Raw genomic sequence first — 16,829 nt, 5'->3', positions numbered from 1 at the left:
GGCATGGACCATTTTGCGCTGGAAAACGACAGCCTGTCCGTGGCACAGAAAAACGGCCTGCTGCATCGCAATTTCCAGGGCTACACCCTGCATGGCGACGCAGACCTTTTGGGGCTCGGCGTGAGTGCGATCAGCCAGCTCGGCAATTTATATGTCCAGAACCACAAGACGCTGGATGGCTGGGGCCGCGACTTGTCGCAGCGCCGTCTGCCGATTGAAAAAGGCTTCATTCTCAATCGCGACGACCAGATCCGTCGGGCGCTGATTATTCAGTTACTGTGCGACCTGTCCGTGGACATGTCCGTATTCAGCGAAACCTGGGGGATTGATTTCCCGGATTATTTTGCGGATGCCCTGTCTGAATGGGTGGCATTTGAGGCGCAGGGATTAGTGGCCATGGAAAAGGATCGGCTGCATATCACCGACAGCGGTCGCCTGGTTAGCCGGGCTCTGGTGATGCCCTTTGACCGCTACACCCGGAAACAGCAGCAAACCCGGTTTAGCCGGATTATTTGACCTTTATTCTACTATTTTCACTCTATACTCTAAGAGTGACGCTTTACGCAGCGATCAACCGGAGTCTGACCGTGTCTCATCATGTTTCCTGCAACGACTGCAGCCTCAGCCCCATTTGCCTGCCCCTGGCAGTGGCCCCGGCACAACTGGACCAGCTGGACCGTATTATCCACCGAGGCCGCCCACTGAAACGCGGCGAGCACCTGTTTCGCGCCACCGACGGATTTGATTCTGTATATGCCGTGCGCTCTGGCGCCCTGAAAACCTATGTGGTCAGCGATGACGGAGAGGAACAGGTCACCGGGTTTTACCTGCCCGGCGAGGTACTGGGCATGGATGGCATCAGTACCGCGCACCATGTTTCCAATGCCAAAGCCCTGGAGACCGCCACGGTGTGCGAGATTCCCTTCTCGCAACTCGAAACGCTGTCCCAGCAGATTCCCTCTCTGCAACATCATTTCTTCCGTTTGATGAGCAATGAAATTCGGGCGGATCGGGAGTTGCACATGCTGCTTGGCAAGAAAAGTGCGGATGACCGTGTAGCCTCCCTGTTGCTGTCACTGTCTGCCAGGCACCAGCGCCGCGGGCTGAGCGATCATTGTTTTCGCCTGCCCATGTCCCGCTACGACATCGCCAATTACCTCGGCATGGCCGTGGAAACCGTAAGCCGTATTTTTACCCGTTTCCAGCAACAGCAATGGCTTCGCGTTACCGGCCGCGATATTGAAATTCTTGATCGTGCCCGCCTGTGCGGCCAGAACCACGATCCCGCTTTGGAGCTCACAGAGTGACAAAACCTGTCGTCGCGATTCTTGACCGTAATCTGAAGGCCGCCCAGCCCGCCCTGAACAAAGCGCAGCGCATCGCGGCTGCGGCCGGGGCGCCGCTCCAAGTCATCGTCAATGCGTATTCTTCCGCTATGGTGCGTGCCGTTGGCCTGGATGCCGAACGCCAGCAGGCGGCCCAGCAACAGATCAGTAAAGCCTGGCACAAACGCGTCGCCGCACTGCTGGGTGAAGATGCAGGCGAGATCCGTGTTCTTTGGGAAAAAGACAGCATGGATGGGTTGCGCAAGGCCATACTGGCGCTGACTCCGTCACTGGTGGTGGTACATACCAGCGACGACAGTGCCCTTCGCCGCCACCTCTTTACCCCAAGGGACTGGCAATTAATTCGCAAGGCGCCCTGCCCGGTGCTTTGCGTGCATAGCAGGGAGTGGAATGCCTCCCCTCGCATTCTTGCCGCGCTGGATCCGGGCACCGGGGAAGCCTCCGATGACCGGCTCTCTGTGCGGGTGCTGGAAGCTGCGCGTCAGCAGGCCGCTCTGCTTGGTGCTGAGCTCACCGCCTGCCACGTGCTCGATGAAATGGATGAAGGCCTGATTATGGTAGCGGGCGAAGCTATTCCGGACTACACCGGCAGCATGGAAAAAGTGCGCGCCTTCCATCGCGATAATTTCTTTAAGTTCGGGGCCGCCCAGGGGCTGGATAAAAGCCAGCTGATCACCCTGAATGGCCCCATTGCCCACAGCTTGGCCAGCTATTGCGACAGGGAAGACGTAGACCTGCTGGTGCTGGGTACCGTGCACCGCAACCTGCCAGAGCGGCTGCTGCTCGGCTCCACGGCAGAGTCCGTGATTACTCGCGTTAACGCGGACGTACTGGTGATCAAACCGGAGGACTTCCAGTCGCCCTGGATCAACAATGACGATGACCAATGACACTCACACTAGAGAGGCTCCATGATGTCAGATAAAAAGGATTTTACCGCCCGCGCCCGTCAGCAGCTTGAGGATTGGGACTACCAGCTGGATCGGCTGTCGGCACGGCTGAACGATTTGCGTGATGAATGGCGCGATGAGGCCCGGGAAAAGCTCAACGAAATGAAAGGCCGGCGCAGCGAGTTCGAGGAAAAACTGGAGCGGCTGGAATCCCATGGCGATGACGCCTGGGATGACATCAAAGCCGGGCTTGAAATCGCCTGGGATGGTCTGAAAACCGGTTTTCTCGCCGCCAAGAGTGAATTCGAAGACAACAAGAAGCACTGAGCACATGAAAACGATGACGCCGGCGCTGCCTGCGTCATCGCCCAAGCCTGTCAGGCGCCCTGCGAAACACCGGCTTCAATGTTGTGGATTCCGCCTGACAATAGCGGTAGCCCGCCACATCAAATTGTTTCAGCTTGCCCGGATCCTTCAATCCTTTTCTGATAATCCAGGCCGCCATCAGGCCGCGCGCCTTCTTGGCATAAAAACTGATAACCTTGTACTTGCCGTTTTTTTCGTCCTGAAAAACGGGCTCAATGATGGTGCCGGCAACGTCCTTCTTCTTCACCGATTTGAAGTACTCGTTGGACGCCAGATTCACCAGGGTATCGGTTTTGGCCGCCTTCATGTCCTTGTTCAGCAAGTCGGTAATGGTGCTGCCCCAGAAGGCATACAAATCCTTGCCGCGAACGTTATCCAGTCGTGTGCCCATTTCCAGCCGATAAGGCTGCATCAGGTCCAGTGGGCGCAGCACCCCATACAAGCCGGAGAGCATGCGGAATCGCGACTGGGCATCGTTGAGCTGGTTGTCTGTGAACGATTCGATGTCCAGGCCGGTATACACATCGCCTTTGAAAGCAAACGCCGCCGGGCGGGCATTTTTCTTGTTGAAGGGGCGAGCCCACAAGGAAAAACGCTCTGCATTCAGATGGGCGATTTTGTCACTGACACCCATCAGGCTGCTGATATCTGCCGGCGAAAGCTGGCGTGCACGCTCAATCAGCACCTCGCTATCGTCAAGCAAGCGGGGTTGCGTGGCTTTCAGTGCCGGTAATTCACTCTCGTAATCCAGCGTTTTTGCCGGCGAGACAACAATCAACATGCCCTTCTCCTTTACATATGCCTGCTGGGATTATATGAATCAGGATAGGTCAGGTCTGCATCTGTGGAGGATAAATGCGCCTATTGCTTGTATTAACTGTGGTTATCGCGGTCTCTGCCCTGTTATGGGGGAGCTGGCAGTGGGGCCGGCGTCCGTTTTTGCTGATCGCCAGTCTGGTGCTGGCCGGATTGATCGTGCTGGCCATCGGTGTCTGGAAAGGCGGCAAGGATGATCAGGTATATTTGCCACCCAAGGGAGTGGAACTGGCCCTTTCGGAAATTCGTGACTCGGAATCCGGCGTGCGGCTTAGCGGCACGGTTCGCAATGAAGGCAAGCAGGATATAGCCGCACTCTCCCTGCAGGCACAGGCGCTGCATTGCCGGTCAGCGGATGATTGTCAGGTCATTTATCAGCAGCCCATTACCCTGCAGATGTATCTGCCCCGCGGCAGTGAATATCAATTTGCGGTTGTCAGCCGTCACCCGGAGGAAAAAACGCGGGTGGATCGCTGGCAACTGAGGGTGGTGGAAAAACTGGCCTACCCGGAAGCGGAATAAGGCACGCAAGACCGGGCTGGCATGATCTGACATGAATCGTCACAATGCGGCTTCCAAACTCCCAGGAGTCATTATGGCATCACTGATTCCCGGCCAGCTCACCCCCATCGGCGACCACGCCTGGCGGGTACTGGCGCGCAACCCGGGCATGATGACCGGGCCAGGCACCAACAGTTATTTGTTTGGCAGGGACAGCCTTACCGTTATTGACCCCGGCCCGGAGGATCAAGAGCACCTGCAGGCATTATTGCAGGCCGCACGCGCGCTGGATAAGCCGATTACTCAGGTCATCGTGACTCACACTCACCGCGATCACTCTCCCGGCGCACTGGCCCTGGTGGCCGCCACCGGTGCTCGCTGCCTGGGACCTTCTGTGCCAGATGATGGGCTGCAGGATGAAAGCTGGCATGCGGACCGCCTGTTAACTGAAGGCGATACGGTGAATTGTGGCGGTGTCAGCCTGACAGCCATTGAGACCCCGGGCCATGTGGGAAACCATCTTTGCTACCTGAGCGAACAGGGTTTGCTATTCACCGGCGACCACTTGATCCAGGGCTCCACGGTAGTGATCGCCCCCCCTTCTGGCTCCATGCAGGCGTACTTTGCTTCGCTGAGAAAACTGCAAAATCGGGGCATTACCCTGATGGCTCCAGGTCATGGCGATGTCATCAGCCAACCGGAAGACACCCTTTCACAAACCCTGGCCCACCGGCAGAAACGAGAAGACAAGGTAGTCGACTGCCTGACGGCAACGGCGCAACCATTGGCAACACTGGTGACGGCGGTATATGACGATGTGCCAGCCTTTTTGCACGGAGTGGCACAGCTTTCGTTAAGTGCTCATCTGATCAAGCTGGCCGCAGAAGGCAAGGCATCTGAAACGGCGAGTGGCTGGGCGTTGCAATCCTGACGCCCGACGCCGCCTTTCACCAAAGATCAGGCCACCCGCTATAACCAGCCCTTTCGTTTGAAATACCAGTACGGCGCCATGCCGGACAGCACCATCAGCCCAATGGCCATGGGGTACCCAAAGCGGAAATCCAGCTCCGGCATGACCTCGAAGTTCATTCCGTAAATGCTGGCAATCATGGTGGGCGGCAGGAACACCACCGCCGCGATGGAAAAGATCTTGATGATCTGATTCTGCTGGATATTGATGAAGCCCTGGGCTGCATCCATCAGGAAGTTGATCTTGTCGAACAGGAAAGTCGTGTGTGACAGCAGGGTATCCAGGTCATGCTGGATTTCCGCACAGGTACGCCGGCGCACCTTGTCCGATCGCACATAGCGCTGAATAAACGAGATGGATCGCTGGGTATCCATCAGACACAGGCGGATTTTCCCGTTGGTATCTTCCAGCTGTGCCAGGCGTTCAATGTCCTCTTCCAGCTCCCCGTTTTCTTCTTCAAGCACGCTATAGCCGACTTTTTCCAGGTCCCGGTGCACGTCTTCCAGGGCATCCGCCAGATTTTCCACTTTCTGGTCGAGAATACTCAGCAGGATGTCCAGGGGTTGCGATACCTTGACCCAGCCCCGCCGCACACGCAGGCGCAGCAAGCGGAAATCCGGCAACCGGGAATCGCGGAACGAGAGCAGCCGCCCTTCCTGTACCACAAAGGCCACCGTGGAAGTCCGGGCCCGACCTTCCGACTGGAACAGGAACAGGGAGTGAACGTGGAGCCCCTGCTCATCACTGAAAAAGCGGGCCGAGGCTTCAATTTCTTCCATGTCGTCGGAATCGGGCAGTTCCGCCTGGAGAAATTGCTGGACCAGGTTCCGCTCGTCTTCCTCGGCATCAACCAGGTCGATCCAGCTGCCGTCTTCTGCCAGGGACGGCATGATGGTGTCCACATCCTTTTCGCGCAGGACACCATTTTCGATTCGAAAGATATGCAGCATGATGTTTCCCTGATCATCCTCGCCGGCAGCGGCCGGCAATCTTTATAGAGCCGTTATGTGTTTACCGACAACCGGGCCTCAGGCTCGGCAAACTGCTTCCCTTATCGACCTCAGTAGCAATGCGCAGCTGCATCACTGGGCGGGTTTGATGGGGCCACCCCAAGCAGACCGACTGCTGGCTACGTTAAGCCAGACTCTGGATTGGCAACAACCCAAGGTTACCGTGTATGGGCGGCAGCACCCAGTCCCGCGGTTAACCGCCTGGCATGGCAATGCCGGGCTGCGCTATCGCTATTCCGGGCATACGCACACGGCAGCGGGCTGGCCTACTGCACTATTACCGATCAAGACAGCTGTCGAGCAAGTGACCGGAAAAACCTTTAACAGTGTGCTGGCCAATCTGTACCGTAATGGTGACGACTGCATGGGTTATCACAGCGATAACGAACCGGAGCTGGGCCATACACCTTGGGTGGCGTCCTACAATCTGGGCGCTTGCCGGGAGCTGACTTTTCGGCCGAAAGGCCCGGGCAGCCAGCGCCAGTGCCTGAGTGTGCCACTACATCATGACGATCTTTTGTTGATGTCGCCGGGCGTGCAGGCCAGCTTCGAACACGCCCTGCCCCGCCGCCGCAACCGCCCGGCCCCGCGTATCAACCTGACCTTCCGTTATATTGTTCCTGACCATGCCGTTCAGGCAAAAAACAGGTAGCTCAGGAAAATGGCGCTGACCAGGCCGGCGGCATCTGCCGCAAGCCCGCACCACAGCGCATAACGGAAATCACGGATGCCGACACTGCCGAAATACACGGTCAACACATAAAAGGTGGTTTCCGTAGAGCCCTGCATCACCGCCGCCATCCGCCCGGCCAGCGAATCCACCCCATGGGTCTGCATCACATCCACCATGGCGGCCCGCGCCCCGGAACCGCTCAAGGGCTTAAGCAGTGCCACGGGCAGTGCATCCACAAAGCGGGTGTCCAGCCCAAGCACGCCAACCCCGCTGCGAATGCCGTCCAGAAACAAGCCCAGCACGCCCCCGGCCCGCAGCATGGCAATGGCTGCCAGCATGGCCACCAGGTAAGGAATGATTTTCACCGCAAGCGTGAAGCCCTCCTTTGCCCCTTCGACAAAGGCATCGTAGCTATCCACCCCGGACCGCCAGGCGGCGATAAAGAACACACTCAAGACAAGCAGAAGAATGCCATTGCCCAGCAGGCTGGCGAAGGTGTTGGCGGCCTCTGCCGGGGCCAGTAAAACAACGGCGCCAAGCAAACCCAGCACCGCCAGCCAGAGTCCCATTACCGTGAGCAATAGCGGGCTGGCAAGGGGAAGCTTTTGCACCCTGGCGGTCACAATCACGCCTACCAGGGTGGAAATGGTGGTTGCCATCAGCAAAGGCAGATACACCAACGCCGGGTCTTCTGCGCCTTGCTGGGCGCGAAAAAGCAGTACCGTGACCGGAACCAAAGTCACCGATGACGTATTGAGCACCAGAAACATGATCTGGCTGTTGGTGGCGCTGCGCGGGGACGGGTTGTCTTTCTGCAGTGACTCCATGGCCTTGAGGCCCAGTGGCGTCGCGGCGTTATCCAGCCCCAGCATGTTGGCCGCCAGGTTCATGGACACCGGAGCGGCGGCTTCCGGGGTTCGGGCAATGCCTGGCATGACACGGGCCAGCACCGGCGTCACCCAGCCGGACACCCGATCGGCCAGTCGGCTGGCTTCCGCCAGGCGAAACAGGCCGCTCCACAGGGCCAGCACCCCGATCAAGCCCAAGCTCACTTCAACTGCCAGATCAGCGGATTCCCACAGGGCATTGATAAGGCGCCCCGGTGCCTCCATGTCCCCGGCCATGAGCTGGATCACAGCCCCGGCGATACCCGCCAGGAAAAACAGGCTGAACAGTCTGTGCAAAGTATCTCCCGTGCGCTAGGGTCATAGAATTACGCCGATAGACGGCGCCAGGCACTGCAACTTCGTGCCATCACGATAGTCTACACCGATAGCCGGCGATTCAACCCTGAATGACCGCTCCCGGGCTGTCGGCTATACTGAAAAAAACTGTTTGAGAGCCAGTATGTCATTACTCCGTAAGCTGTTCCCTCTTGCCCTTGCCCTGTTGTTGCTGGGTGGGGCAATCAAAGGCGGCGGCGCCCTTCACGACTCATCGCCGGATATTCAGGGCGACCTGAAGCCGACGGAAGAGCAACTGGAAGCGGCTGAAGAAATTGCTGACAAGCTCAAGTATCACTATCGCCAGCTGGATTTCGACGATCAGCTTTCTGAACAGGTGCTGCAGCGCTACCTGAAAGACCTGGATCCCAATCGTCTGTATTTCCTGGCGTCCGACATCAAGGACTTCCAGCGCTATAACGAGATCCTGGATGACCAGCTGCGCAAGGGTCAGCTGGAAGGCGGCTATACCATTTTCAATCGCTTCCAGCAGCGCCTGGAAGAGCGCCTGACCTGGTCACTGGAAACCATCGCCAATGACCTGGATTCGCTGACCTTCGACAGCGAAGAGTCGGTAAGAGTGGATCGTGAGGATGCCCCCTGGGCCAAGGACAAGGCGGCGCTGGATGAAATCTGGCAGCGCCAGCTGAAAAATGCGGTGCTCTCCATGCGCCTCAACGATTCCAGCGCGGAAGATATCGAAACGCGGCTCACTCGTCGCTACGAAAGCCAGTTGAAGCGGATCAGGCAGAATACCCCTGAGGATGTATTCCAGGTGTACATGAATGCGCTGACGCAGACATTTGATCCCCACACCACCTACTTCACCCCGCACAATTCAAAAAACTTCGATATCAGCATGAGCCGCTCACTGGAAGGCATTGGTGCGGTACTGCAATACGAAGACGGCTACACCAAGGTGGTGCGTCTGGTGCCTGGTGGTCCAGCAGCCAAGGGCGGCCAACTGAAGCCTGCGGATCGCATCGTGGGTGTCTCCCAGGATGAAGAAGAGCCGGTTCCAGTGATCGGCTTGCGCCTGGATGAAGTGGTCGACCAGATCCGTGGCCCCAAGGGCACCAAAGTCAATCTGGAAATTATCCCCGCCGCCAGCCCCAGCGAGCATGACACTCGCACCATCACCATTGTGCGCAACAAGGTGGTACTGGAAGAACAGGCCGCCAAGAAAGACATTATTCACGTTGATCGCAATGGTCAGGACCTGAAACTGGGCATTATCGAAATCCCCGCGTTCTATCTGGATTTCGACGCCTACCACCGCGGCGACCCGAAATACACCAGCACCACCAGCGATGTGGCCAAACTGCTGGTGGAGCTGCGCAAGGAAAATATCGATGGCCTGGTCATCGACCTGCGTAACAACGGCGGCGGCTCGCTGCTGGAAGTTAACAAGCTGGTCAGCCTGTTTATTAATCGGGGCCCCACCGTACAGGTTCGCGAATCCAGTGGCAGGGTCAGCGTCGAAGGCGACAAATTCCCCGGCGTCCTGTACGCCGGCCCCATGGCTGTTATGGTGAACCGCTACAGCGCCTCGGCATCGGAGATTTTTGCGGGCGCCATGCAGGACTATGGCCGCGCGCTGATCGTCGGCGACCAGACATACGGCAAAGGCACCGTGCAAACCCTGCTGGATCTCAATCATGGCAAGCTGAAGATGACCAATGCCAAGTTCTATCGGGTGTCGGGCTCCAGCAACCAGAACCTGGGCATCGTGCCGGATGTGGATTTGCCCTCCCTGGTAGACAAGGACGACGTGGGGGAAAGCTCACTGCCTAACGCCCTGCCCTGGGATGAAATCAAATCGGCCAATTTCCAGCGTGTCACGGATCTGGTGCCTTTCCTGCCACAACTGCGCCAGCGCCATGAAGAACGCACGGATAGCGACCCGGAATTTGTCTACGTGCATTCCCTGCGCAAACTGCTCGACGTGAACCGTAACCGAACGGAGCTCTCACTGAACGAAAAAACGCGCACGCAAATACAGACCGAGTTCGACAAGGAACGGCTGGCCATCGAAAACAGCCGCCGTCAGGCCCGCGATGAAGATCCCCTTGAGAGCATCAAGGAGCTGCGCACCCTGGAAGAACAGCGGGCGCTGGATCCGGAAAGCCATGATGAAGCCATGGACGAAGACCCCTACGTTCGCGAAACTGGTGAAATTCTGGTGGATTACATGGATTTGCTGCGGGAAAACCAGGTTGCCCGCAAAGGCTGATTTCAGCCAACGCACAGACCATGGAAATAAAAACCGGCTTTATAGCCGGTTTTTTTGTGGCGCGCCTTGGCCACATCGCGATGCTAACAGCGTACTCGTCAGGCCAGTGCCTTAAAGCCCCATCGTGCCGGGTTATCGCCCAGTCCAGCTTTCAGGGTGCGCCTGCCCAGCTGGTGATTAAAGCCTTCCAGTGCCCGCTTGGCCGGGTCCGGCAACAAGCGCAAGCCGAAACTGGCTGTGGTGATCGCCGTCTTCACCACCCTGACGGCGGCAGAGGCAGGAATGGTGCTGTGAATATTCAGATCATCTGCCACCTGGTCACCGATCAGGTAGCGACTGAACGCCAGCAGTACATCATAGGAAAGATTAAAGGGCGGCTTGCCGGACATGTCCTTGAGCAAGGCCTTGGCCAGGGATTCACTGTCCGGCGTGGGATCATAGAGATGCGAAGTCAGCTGCATAGCCAGCACGCTCTGCTCTTCCAGTGTGCTGGTCAGCAAGGCCTCATTCACGCCCAGCAAATATCCGGCATAGCGCCAGAAATAATGCATGGACTCATGTTCGCGCCTGGAAATCGGCAGCCCGAGACGCTTGAGCCCCCGGACCACCATAAAATCAAACTCCAGCACCGTACCGGCCATGTCTTCCTGATTGATCGGCAGGTCATACTTTTCATTGTCCCAGCGCGGATTATTGGCCAGGAATTGCCGGACCGCCGCATGTAGCAGCCGGACTTCCATCAGGGTTCGGTGCCCCAGCCCGCCGGGCCGAATGCCGTCATCCCCGACGATGTTGTGCAGCATCTGCCCGGTTTCATAGATCCGCCGGGATACATCCTTCTGTAGTCGTCCGGTGGCCACCAGCACCTGGGAGGGCTTGTTGTGGGCGTACCCTTCGACCAGGCTGGAGCACATCAGCACTAGCCCCTGTAGCGCCCCATTGCGACGATACATGCGCCGGCCCAGCTCCATTTCCTCGAAATCCACCCAGCTCGGTACCGTATAGCAATGATCCAGAAAGGCCTGGAAATCTCCCCCTTCCGTTTCAGCCCGCCGCTCCACTTCATCAAGCAACCCGGACGGGCGGGTGAATTTAATCTGTGCGGCGCAGCGATCGGCCAGCGGATCCTGCACCTGACGCCAGGCATTGAGCTTGTCGTGGGAATAGCGGTCCCACCAGATCCTTTCCTGGGGTGACTGTGGACCTTTTGCAAAACGGGTTAATTCCTGCGGCGTTGCCATGCATACCTCTTGATTATTGTTCTATTCAGAACCCATGTCAGAACTCACGGGTTCTGAATAGAACTTAGGTTAGCAGGCGGTTGCGGTCAATACACTAAACAGCGGAATCTGTTACCCCCTCGAGTAACGTATTGATAAGCCACTGAGGTGCATCCAGAGGCAGATCATGCCCCGCTTCAGCATGCATTTTCAGTGGCAGCTGCCAGGCGGCGGCCAGCCGCCGGGAGCAGCTGGGGCTGACCAGGCGATCCCCTTGCCCGTTAACAATGATTACCGGCACTGAATCCGGCAGCGCCACCGGTGCCCGGAAACGCATGGCAGCCAGAAGCTGGCGCAGGCTGTTACTGAGCGAAACCGGCTGCGAGGCGGCATAGTCAGCCCATTTTTCCGCCAGGGCGTGCAGAAAATCACGTTCGCGCATATTCGAGGTAATCTCGAGGATGGCGGTCTCTTTGCGCAGGGTGTCGCGGCTAAGCACGGCCTCTCGCAACAGTCGGCGGTAATTCATGGGTCGCAAGCGCTGCCAAAAAGGACTGAAACGACTGGCACTGGTGTTGATCAGGCCGGCAAACGCGATTTCATGGGGCGCCTGGCAAAGCCACTGCACCGCCATCATCGCCCCCAGCGACAGCGCCACCACATGATAAGGGCCACTGCGTCCTTGGGCGTGCAGTTGTTCGCGGGCATGGGCCACCATGGCCGCAATCCGCGTCGGGCTGCGTTCCTGCCAGAATTCACCGTTACCGGGCAGGTCCAGTGTAATCACCGTGTCCTGTGGCACCGCCGCCTGAAACTGCTCCGGGAACGTCTCCCAATGCCGCTTTTCACGAACCAGGCCTCGCAATAACACCCAGGTTCTCGCCATTTGTTATCTCCTTGGGACAATGACCCGCTTGGTAATACGGGCTAGAATGCCACCGGCTTTCAGGATGGCAAATGGAGTTTCCTCGCGACTATGGCACGTAAAACAGTAAAACGGGTTAAAACAGGTTCTGTGGAGCGACGCTTCTCCATGGCCAAAGCCGGCTTTCTGGCTGGCGCCAAGTACGCTACCGCCAGCGCAGGGACACTGTTCACCGCTAAAGACAAGCGTGATGACCGGCGCAAGGAAATCTTGTCTGCCCGTGCTCAGGAGCTGGTTGAAGAGCTGGGCAGCCTGAAAGGCTCGGTGGTGAAAATTGGCCAGATGATGGCGTTGTTCGGCGAGCACTTCCTGCCAGAAGAGGTCACCACGGCACTGCATACACTGGAAAACCAGACAACGGCACTGGAATGGCCCGCCATCGAGAGACACCTCAAACGCCAGCTCGGTGAAGTTAAACTGGCTGAGCTTGAGATTGAAGAGCAGCCACTGGGGGCCGCTTCGCTGGCGCAGGTCCACAAGGCGGTGCGCAAGTCAGATGGCAAGGAACTGTGTCTGAAGATCCAGTATCCCGGCGTGGCTGACGCGATTGATTCCGACATGCGTGCGCTGGTGCGCCTGTTGAAGTTGAGCCGACTGGTGCCCATGACCGAGCAATTTAATATGTGGCTCGATGAAGTGCGCGAGATGCTCAAGCGTGAAGTGGATTATGATCTTGAAGCCCACACCACCCGCCATTTTCGCGCCGCGTTGGCCGATGACACGCGTTTCGTGGTGCCGGAAATTATTCCGGAATTCTCCACCCACAACATCATGTGCATGACCTTCGAGCGTGGTATTGGCGTCAACGATCCCGCCGTCCTTGAGCTGTCCCAGACCCGCCGCAACTTTATCGGCCGCGCCATCATGGAGCTGTGCTGCCGGGAAGTGTTCGAATGGAACAAGATGCAAACGGACCCGAATTTCGGCAACTACCTGCTGCGTATTGGGGAAACCCCGGAGCAAGACCAGATCGTGCTGCTGGATTTCGGCGCCATCCGTGATTTCGACAACGAAGTGCTTGGCCCGGGCCGGGAAATGATTCGCGCCTCCTTCTACCATGACACTGACCGGCTGATCCGGGCGCTCAACGCCCTGGATTTCCTGGCCCGTAACGCCCCGCGCAAATTGCTCGAGGAGTTCTCCGAACTCTGCTTCGAAGCGGTTGAAGTGTTGCAGGACCCGGACCGTTTCCCGCCCCCGGCCGCCGTGCTCAATGAGAATGGCGAGTACTGCTGGGGCAGGAGCAACCTGCCCAGTCGCATCATGAATCGTGCCGGCCGCAATGCCCTCTCAGTGCATTTCGATGTACCCCCCAAGGAATTTATCTTCCTGGCCCGCAAGCTGCTTGGCGCATACACCTTTTTGCATGTAATCGAGTCGGAGGTCCGTGGCAACACCATCCTTGAGCCTTTCATTCACATGCAAGAAGAGGACGATATCGCCCTTGTTGATCGAAAAACGATCAGTCCGGGCGGGTAATTCCCATGATTACAGGTGCTGACAGGCCAAAACGCTCATTTATCACCCACTTATCGGTGCGATAACCATTTGTCATTTGCCAAGCTGGCACGTGCACAATAAGGTTAGCACCCTGCTCATCGGCCGGTTCACCTGAACCGGCCGTTTTTCGAGGCTTTCAGAGGTTTCGGGTTGCCAATATCCTCCCTCCTGAATAGCCAATTATTTGCGAACCACAGACGGGGGTAACGCAGGTGATTATCGGTGTTCCCAAAGAAATCTGCCCTGGCGAGCAGCGCGTTGCTTTAACGCCTGCCAATGTCAGCGCACTGCTGAAAAAACAAGGTATCGAGATCATCATCGAGCGCGGCGCCGGCGATATTGCCGGTTATCCGGACAGCACTTATGAAGCTGCCGGAGCCAAGCTGGTTGATCGCGATGAGGTATTCTCTTCCGCTCAGGTTGTTCTGCAGGTGCAAACACCCGGCAGCAACATCAAGAACGGTGACGAGGATCTGAACAAACTGAAGGAAGGCCAGGTGCTGATCGGTATGACCGACCCTTTGGCTAACCCGCAATTTGCCCAGTCCCTGGCGGAAAAGAAAGTTTCCGGCCTGGCGCTTGAGCTGGTACCGCGTATTACCCGCGCCCAGGCCATGGATGTGCTGTCTTCCATGGCCATGATCGCAGGTTACAAGTGCGTGCTGCTCGCCGCGACCGAATCCCAACGCATGTTCCCCATGAACATGACCGCTGCCGGCACCATGAAGCCGTCACGCGTGTTCATCATGGGTGCCGGTGTTGCTGGTCTGCAGGCCTGTGCCACCGCCAAGCGCCTGGGTGCAGTCGTTGAGGCCTACGACGTTCGCCCTGCTGCCCGTGAACAGATCCTGTCTGTTGGCGCCAAGCCGGTCGAGCTTGATCTGGATACCGGCGAAGCGGAAGGCTCCGGCGGTTACGCCAAGGCCCAGGGCGAAGACTTCCTCAAGCGTCAGCGTGAGCTGATGACCGAAGTCGTGAAGGAAATGGACGTGATCGTCACCACCGCGGCCGTTCCCGGCGCCAAGAGCCCGATCCTGGTCACCGAAGACATGGTGAAAGCCATGAAGCCCGGCTCCATTATTGTGGATCTGGCTGCTGAGCGTGGCGGCAACTGCGAACTGACCGAGTCCGGCAAAACAGTAGTGAAGCACGGCGTGACCATCATCGGTCCGGAAAACGTGCCCTCCTCTGTGGCGTTCCATGCCAGCCAGATGTTTGGCAAGAACATGGAAAACCTGCTTAACCTGCTGATCGACGATAACGGCGAGCTGCAGCTGGATTTCGAAGACGAAATCGTTGCCGAAACAGTGATCAGTCACGATGGCGACGTTCCCCAAGCCCGTCTGCGCGACATTCTGGGTCTCCCCGCTCTGGCCAAGCCTGAGCCGGAAGCCGCGGAAGAAGCGTCCGACGCGGACAGCAAGGAGGAAAAGTAATGGATTTCGTAGCCCAACTTACCCTGTTTGTGCTGGCGATCTTCCTCGGTGTGGAGCTGATCACCAAAGTTCCGCCGACCCTGCACACCCCGCTGATGTCCGGTTCCAACGCGATTTCCGGTATCACCGTGGTGGGCGCCTTGATTGCGGCCGGGTCTGATTCCGGCATGTTGATCAATGTGCTGGGCTTTGCCGCGGTGGTTCTGGCCACCATTAACGTGATTGGCGGCTTTATGGTCACCAATCGAATGCTGGCGATGTTCAAGAGGAAGTAAACCATGCACGTTTCTCAGAACTGGATTGATATCGCCTACTTGATTTCTGCCTGCCTGTTTGTGCTGGGCATCAAGGGGCTGACCAAGCCGAAAACAGCGGTACGCGGTAACCTGCTGGCAGCAGCCGGTATGGGCGTGGCCGCCGTGGTAACCCTGCTCAACGAGCATATCGTTACCTACGAAGTGATCATTGCCGGCGTCGTTGTCGGTGGCCTGATTGGCGCCATCATGGCCAAGAAGGTTCAGATGACCTCCATGCCGCAGATGATTGCGCTGCTCAACGGTTTTGGTGGCGGTGCCTCCTTTGCTGTTGCCTCAGCGGAATTCTTCCGTGGTTCCGCCAACGATACGGTATCCATCATCGCCACCGGCGCGGCCGTATTGATTGGTGCTGTTACCCTGACCGGTTCTCTTGTGGCGTTTGCCAAGCTGCAGGAGCTCATCGACGGCAAGCCCATGGGCTTCCCCGGCATGAAACTGGTTAACGCCATCCTGTTTATCGGTTCTCTCGTCGGTATCGGTTACCTGGTGGTTAACCCGGGTAACGAAATGGTGTTCTGGAGCCTGGTGGCAGCAGCCATGGTGCTGGGCCTGTTCCTGGTGCTGCCGATTGGCGGTGCAGACATGCCTGTTGTGATCGCCCTGCTGAACTCCTACTCCGGTGTGGCAGCCTCTGCGGCCGGTTTCGTCATGGGCAACAGCGCCCTGATCATTACCGGTTCCCTGGTAGGCGCATCCGGCCTGATCCTGACCAGCATCATGTGTAAAGCCATGAATCGCTCTCTCACCAATGTGCTCTTTGGTGTAATGGCGGAAGCAGGCGACGCCGTGGACGAAGACGAAGTCTACGCCGGCAAGGTGAAATCCACCTCCGCAGACGAAGTCGCAATGATGCTGGAAACCGCACGACGCGTCGTTATTGTACCCGGCTTTGGTCTGGCAATGGCACAGGCGCAGCATGCTGTACGTGAACTGGCTGACACCATGGAAGCCGCCGGTATCGAGGTGGAATACGCGATTCACCCGGTTGCTGGCCGCATGCCTGGCCACATGAACGTACTGCTGGCCGAAGCCGAAGTCCCCTACGACCAGCTCAAGGACATGGACCAGATCAACCCGACCTTCGAGCAGACCGACGTAGCCATCGTGCTGGGCGCCAACGACGTAACCAACCCCATGGCCCGCGAAGACAAAGGCAGCCCGATTTACGGCATGCCCATCCTCAACGTGGACAAGGCCAAGACCGTAGTTGTGGTCAAACGCTCTCTGAGCGCCGGCTTTGCCGGCCTGCCCAACCCGCTGTTCGCCAAGGACAACACCCTGATGTTGTTCGGCGACGGCAAAGGCGCGGTGCTGGATATCACCACCGCCCTGAAGGAAGGCTGATCCACCGCCTTCGCAAAGAAAGGAGCCTTCGGGCTCCTTTTTTTTGGCTCATCGCGGCT

16 protein-coding genes and 1 pseudogene are annotated in these 16,829 nt (G+C 57.8%); 12 read left to right on the top strand and 5 right to left on the bottom strand.

Annotation, left to right across the window (positions count from 1 at the left end; translation table 11 throughout):
• The 4 genes and pseudogenes from A3754_RS09160 to A3754_RS09145 all read left to right on the top strand — a co-directional run.
• Window positions 1-516: pseudogene (locus tag A3754_RS09160) on the top strand (coproporphyrinogen III oxidase); the annotation flags it as partial.
• Window positions 517-551: 35 nt separating this feature from the next.
• Window positions 552-1,307 carry a fumarate/nitrate reduction transcriptional regulator Fnr gene (fnr, locus tag A3754_RS09155; RefSeq protein WP_304439504.1) on the top strand — a complete coding sequence of 252 codons (756 nt, stop codon included), beginning with the start codon at window positions 552-554 and terminating at the stop codon, window positions 1,305-1,307.
• Window positions 1,304-2,236 carry a universal stress protein gene (locus A3754_RS09150; protein WP_063519414.1) on the top strand — a complete coding sequence of 311 codons (933 nt, stop codon included), beginning with the start codon at window positions 1,304-1,306 and terminating at the stop codon, window positions 2,234-2,236. The genes fnr and A3754_RS09150 overlap by 4 nt, the downstream gene beginning before the upstream one ends.
• 21 nt (window positions 2,237-2,257) lie before the next feature.
• Complete coding sequence (locus A3754_RS09145; RefSeq protein WP_007149397.1) at window positions 2,258-2,563, top strand: hypothetical protein; 306 nt, start codon at window positions 2,258-2,260, stop codon at window positions 2,561-2,563.
• Window positions 2,564-2,597: 34 nt separating this feature from the next.
• Here the strand turns inward: A3754_RS09145 and yaaA are convergent, their stop codons facing one another.
• Window positions 2,598-3,383 carry a peroxide stress protein YaaA gene (gene yaaA, locus A3754_RS09140; protein ID WP_063519413.1) on the bottom strand — a complete coding sequence of 262 codons (786 nt, stop codon included), beginning with the start codon at window positions 3,381-3,383 and terminating at the stop codon, window positions 2,598-2,600.
• Between the two features lie 74 nt (window positions 3,384-3,457).
• Between yaaA and A3754_RS09135 the strand changes: the two genes are divergently transcribed.
• Both A3754_RS09135 and A3754_RS09130 read left to right on the top strand, forming a co-directional pair.
• Window positions 3,458-3,940, top strand: coding sequence for a hypothetical protein (locus A3754_RS09135; protein WP_063519412.1), 483 nt, complete (start codon window positions 3,458-3,460; stop codon window positions 3,938-3,940).
• A 73-nt stretch (window positions 3,941-4,013) separates the two neighbouring features.
• Window positions 4,014-4,850 carry an MBL fold metallo-hydrolase gene (locus tag A3754_RS09130; RefSeq protein ID WP_063519411.1) on the top strand — a complete coding sequence of 279 codons (837 nt, stop codon included), beginning with the start codon at window positions 4,014-4,016 and terminating at the stop codon, window positions 4,848-4,850.
• Between the two features lie 38 nt (window positions 4,851-4,888).
• Here the strand turns inward: A3754_RS09130 and corA are convergent, their stop codons facing one another.
• On the bottom strand, window positions 4,889-5,839 hold the full coding sequence (gene corA / locus A3754_RS09125; protein ID WP_063519410.1) for a magnesium/cobalt transporter CorA: 951 nt from the start codon (window positions 5,837-5,839) through the stop codon (window positions 4,889-4,891).
• A 55-nt stretch (window positions 5,840-5,894) separates the two neighbouring features.
• On the opposite strand from corA, the gene A3754_RS09120 reads away from it, so the two are divergent.
• The gene (locus tag A3754_RS09120) at window positions 5,895-6,551 is read left to right on the top strand and encodes an alpha-ketoglutarate-dependent dioxygenase AlkB (protein ID WP_063519409.1); all 657 of its coding nucleotides are present in this window, start codon (window positions 5,895-5,897) and stop codon (window positions 6,549-6,551) included.
• On the opposite strand, the gene A3754_RS09115 is transcribed toward A3754_RS09120, so the two are convergent.
• Window positions 6,533-7,756 carry a nucleoside recognition domain-containing protein gene (locus A3754_RS09115; protein ID WP_063519408.1) on the bottom strand — a complete coding sequence of 408 codons (1,224 nt, stop codon included), beginning with the start codon at window positions 7,754-7,756 and terminating at the stop codon, window positions 6,533-6,535. The genes A3754_RS09120 and A3754_RS09115 overlap by 19 nt on opposite strands.
• A 163-nt stretch (window positions 7,757-7,919) precedes the next feature.
• On the opposite strand from A3754_RS09115, the gene A3754_RS09110 reads away from it, so the two are divergent.
• Window positions 7,920-10,028: a carboxy terminal-processing peptidase gene (locus A3754_RS09110; protein ID WP_063519407.1), complete on the top strand. Its 2,109-nt coding sequence runs from the start codon at window positions 7,920-7,922 to the stop codon at window positions 10,026-10,028.
• A gap of 98 nt (window positions 10,029-10,126) precedes the next feature.
• Here A3754_RS09110 and A3754_RS09105 read toward each other — a convergent pair whose 3' ends face one another.
• Both A3754_RS09105 and A3754_RS09100 read right to left on the bottom strand, forming a co-directional pair.
• Entirely contained in the window at window positions 10,127-11,269 is a 1,143-nt protein-coding gene (locus A3754_RS09105) for an oxygenase MpaB family protein (RefSeq protein ID WP_063519406.1), read from the bottom strand.
• A 94-nt stretch (window positions 11,270-11,363) separates the two neighbouring features.
• Window positions 11,364-12,134 carry an alpha/beta fold hydrolase gene (locus A3754_RS09100; RefSeq protein ID WP_063519405.1) on the bottom strand — a complete coding sequence of 257 codons (771 nt, stop codon included), beginning with the start codon at window positions 12,132-12,134 and terminating at the stop codon, window positions 11,364-11,366.
• Between the two features lie 90 nt (window positions 12,135-12,224).
• Between A3754_RS09100 and A3754_RS09095 the strand changes: the two genes are divergently transcribed.
• The 4 genes from A3754_RS09095 (at window position 12,225) to A3754_RS09080 (ending at window position 16,770) form a co-directional block, all read left to right on the top strand.
• Window positions 12,225-13,652, top strand: coding sequence for an AarF/ABC1/UbiB kinase family protein (locus A3754_RS09095; RefSeq protein WP_063519404.1), 1,428 nt, complete (start codon window positions 12,225-12,227; stop codon window positions 13,650-13,652).
• 233 nt (window positions 13,653-13,885) lie between these two features.
• Window positions 13,886-15,109 (top strand): Re/Si-specific NAD(P)(+) transhydrogenase subunit alpha, encoded by a 1,224-nt coding sequence (locus A3754_RS09090; protein ID WP_063519403.1) that lies wholly within the window; start codon window positions 13,886-13,888, stop codon window positions 15,107-15,109.
• Window positions 15,109-15,384 (top strand): NAD(P) transhydrogenase subunit alpha, encoded by a 276-nt coding sequence (locus A3754_RS09085; RefSeq protein WP_007151153.1) that lies wholly within the window; start codon window positions 15,109-15,111, stop codon window positions 15,382-15,384. The genes A3754_RS09090 and A3754_RS09085 overlap by 1 nt, the downstream gene beginning before the upstream one ends.
• A gap of 3 nt (window positions 15,385-15,387) precedes the next feature.
• Window positions 15,388-16,770 (top strand): NAD(P)(+) transhydrogenase (Re/Si-specific) subunit beta, encoded by a 1,383-nt coding sequence (locus A3754_RS09080; protein ID WP_063519402.1) that lies wholly within the window; start codon window positions 15,388-15,390, stop codon window positions 16,768-16,770.
• The last annotated feature ends 59 nt before the right edge of the window (window positions 16,771-16,829 follow it).

The sequence above is a fragment of the Alcanivorax sp. HI0083 genome, from assembly GCF_001635175.1.
The sequence above is the reverse complement of the archived record's forward strand: the minus strand, read 5'-3'. Positions and strand labels throughout refer to the sequence as shown.

Bases quoted from the DNA above. Each gene is read 5' to 3' on its own strand.
- A3754_RS09145 (WP_007149397.1), top strand. From the start codon at position 2,258: ATGATGTCAGATAAAAAGGATTTTACCGCCCGCGCCCGTCAGCAGCTT.
- A3754_RS09085 (WP_007151153.1), top strand. From the start codon at position 15,109: ATGGATTTCGTAGCCCAACTTACCCTGTTTGTGCTGGCGATCTTCCTC.
- A3754_RS09105 (WP_063519406.1), bottom strand. From the start codon at position 11,269: ATGGCAACGCCGCAGGAATTAACCCGTTTTGCAAAAGGTCCACAGTCA.
- A3754_RS09110 (WP_063519407.1), top strand. From the start codon at position 7,920: ATGTCATTACTCCGTAAGCTGTTCCCTCTTGCCCTTGCCCTGTTGTTG.
- A3754_RS09095 (WP_063519404.1), top strand. From the start codon at position 12,225: ATGGCACGTAAAACAGTAAAACGGGTTAAAACAGGTTCTGTGGAGCGA.
- A3754_RS09120 (WP_063519409.1), top strand. From the start codon at position 5,895: ATGTGTTTACCGACAACCGGGCCTCAGGCTCGGCAAACTGCTTCCCTT.
- A3754_RS09135 (WP_063519412.1), top strand. From the start codon at position 3,458: ATGCGCCTATTGCTTGTATTAACTGTGGTTATCGCGGTCTCTGCCCTG.
- yaaA (WP_063519413.1), bottom strand. From the start codon at position 3,383: ATGTTGATTGTTGTCTCGCCGGCAAAAACGCTGGATTACGAGAGTGAA.
- A3754_RS09100 (WP_063519405.1), bottom strand. From the start codon at position 12,134: ATGGCGAGAACCTGGGTGTTATTGCGAGGCCTGGTTCGTGAAAAGCGG.
- A3754_RS09130 (WP_063519411.1), top strand. From the start codon at position 4,014: ATGGCATCACTGATTCCCGGCCAGCTCACCCCCATCGGCGACCACGCC.
- A3754_RS09080 (WP_063519402.1), top strand. From the start codon at position 15,388: ATGCACGTTTCTCAGAACTGGATTGATATCGCCTACTTGATTTCTGCC.
- corA (WP_063519410.1), bottom strand. From the start codon at position 5,839: ATGCTGCATATCTTTCGAATCGAAAATGGTGTCCTGCGCGAAAAGGAT.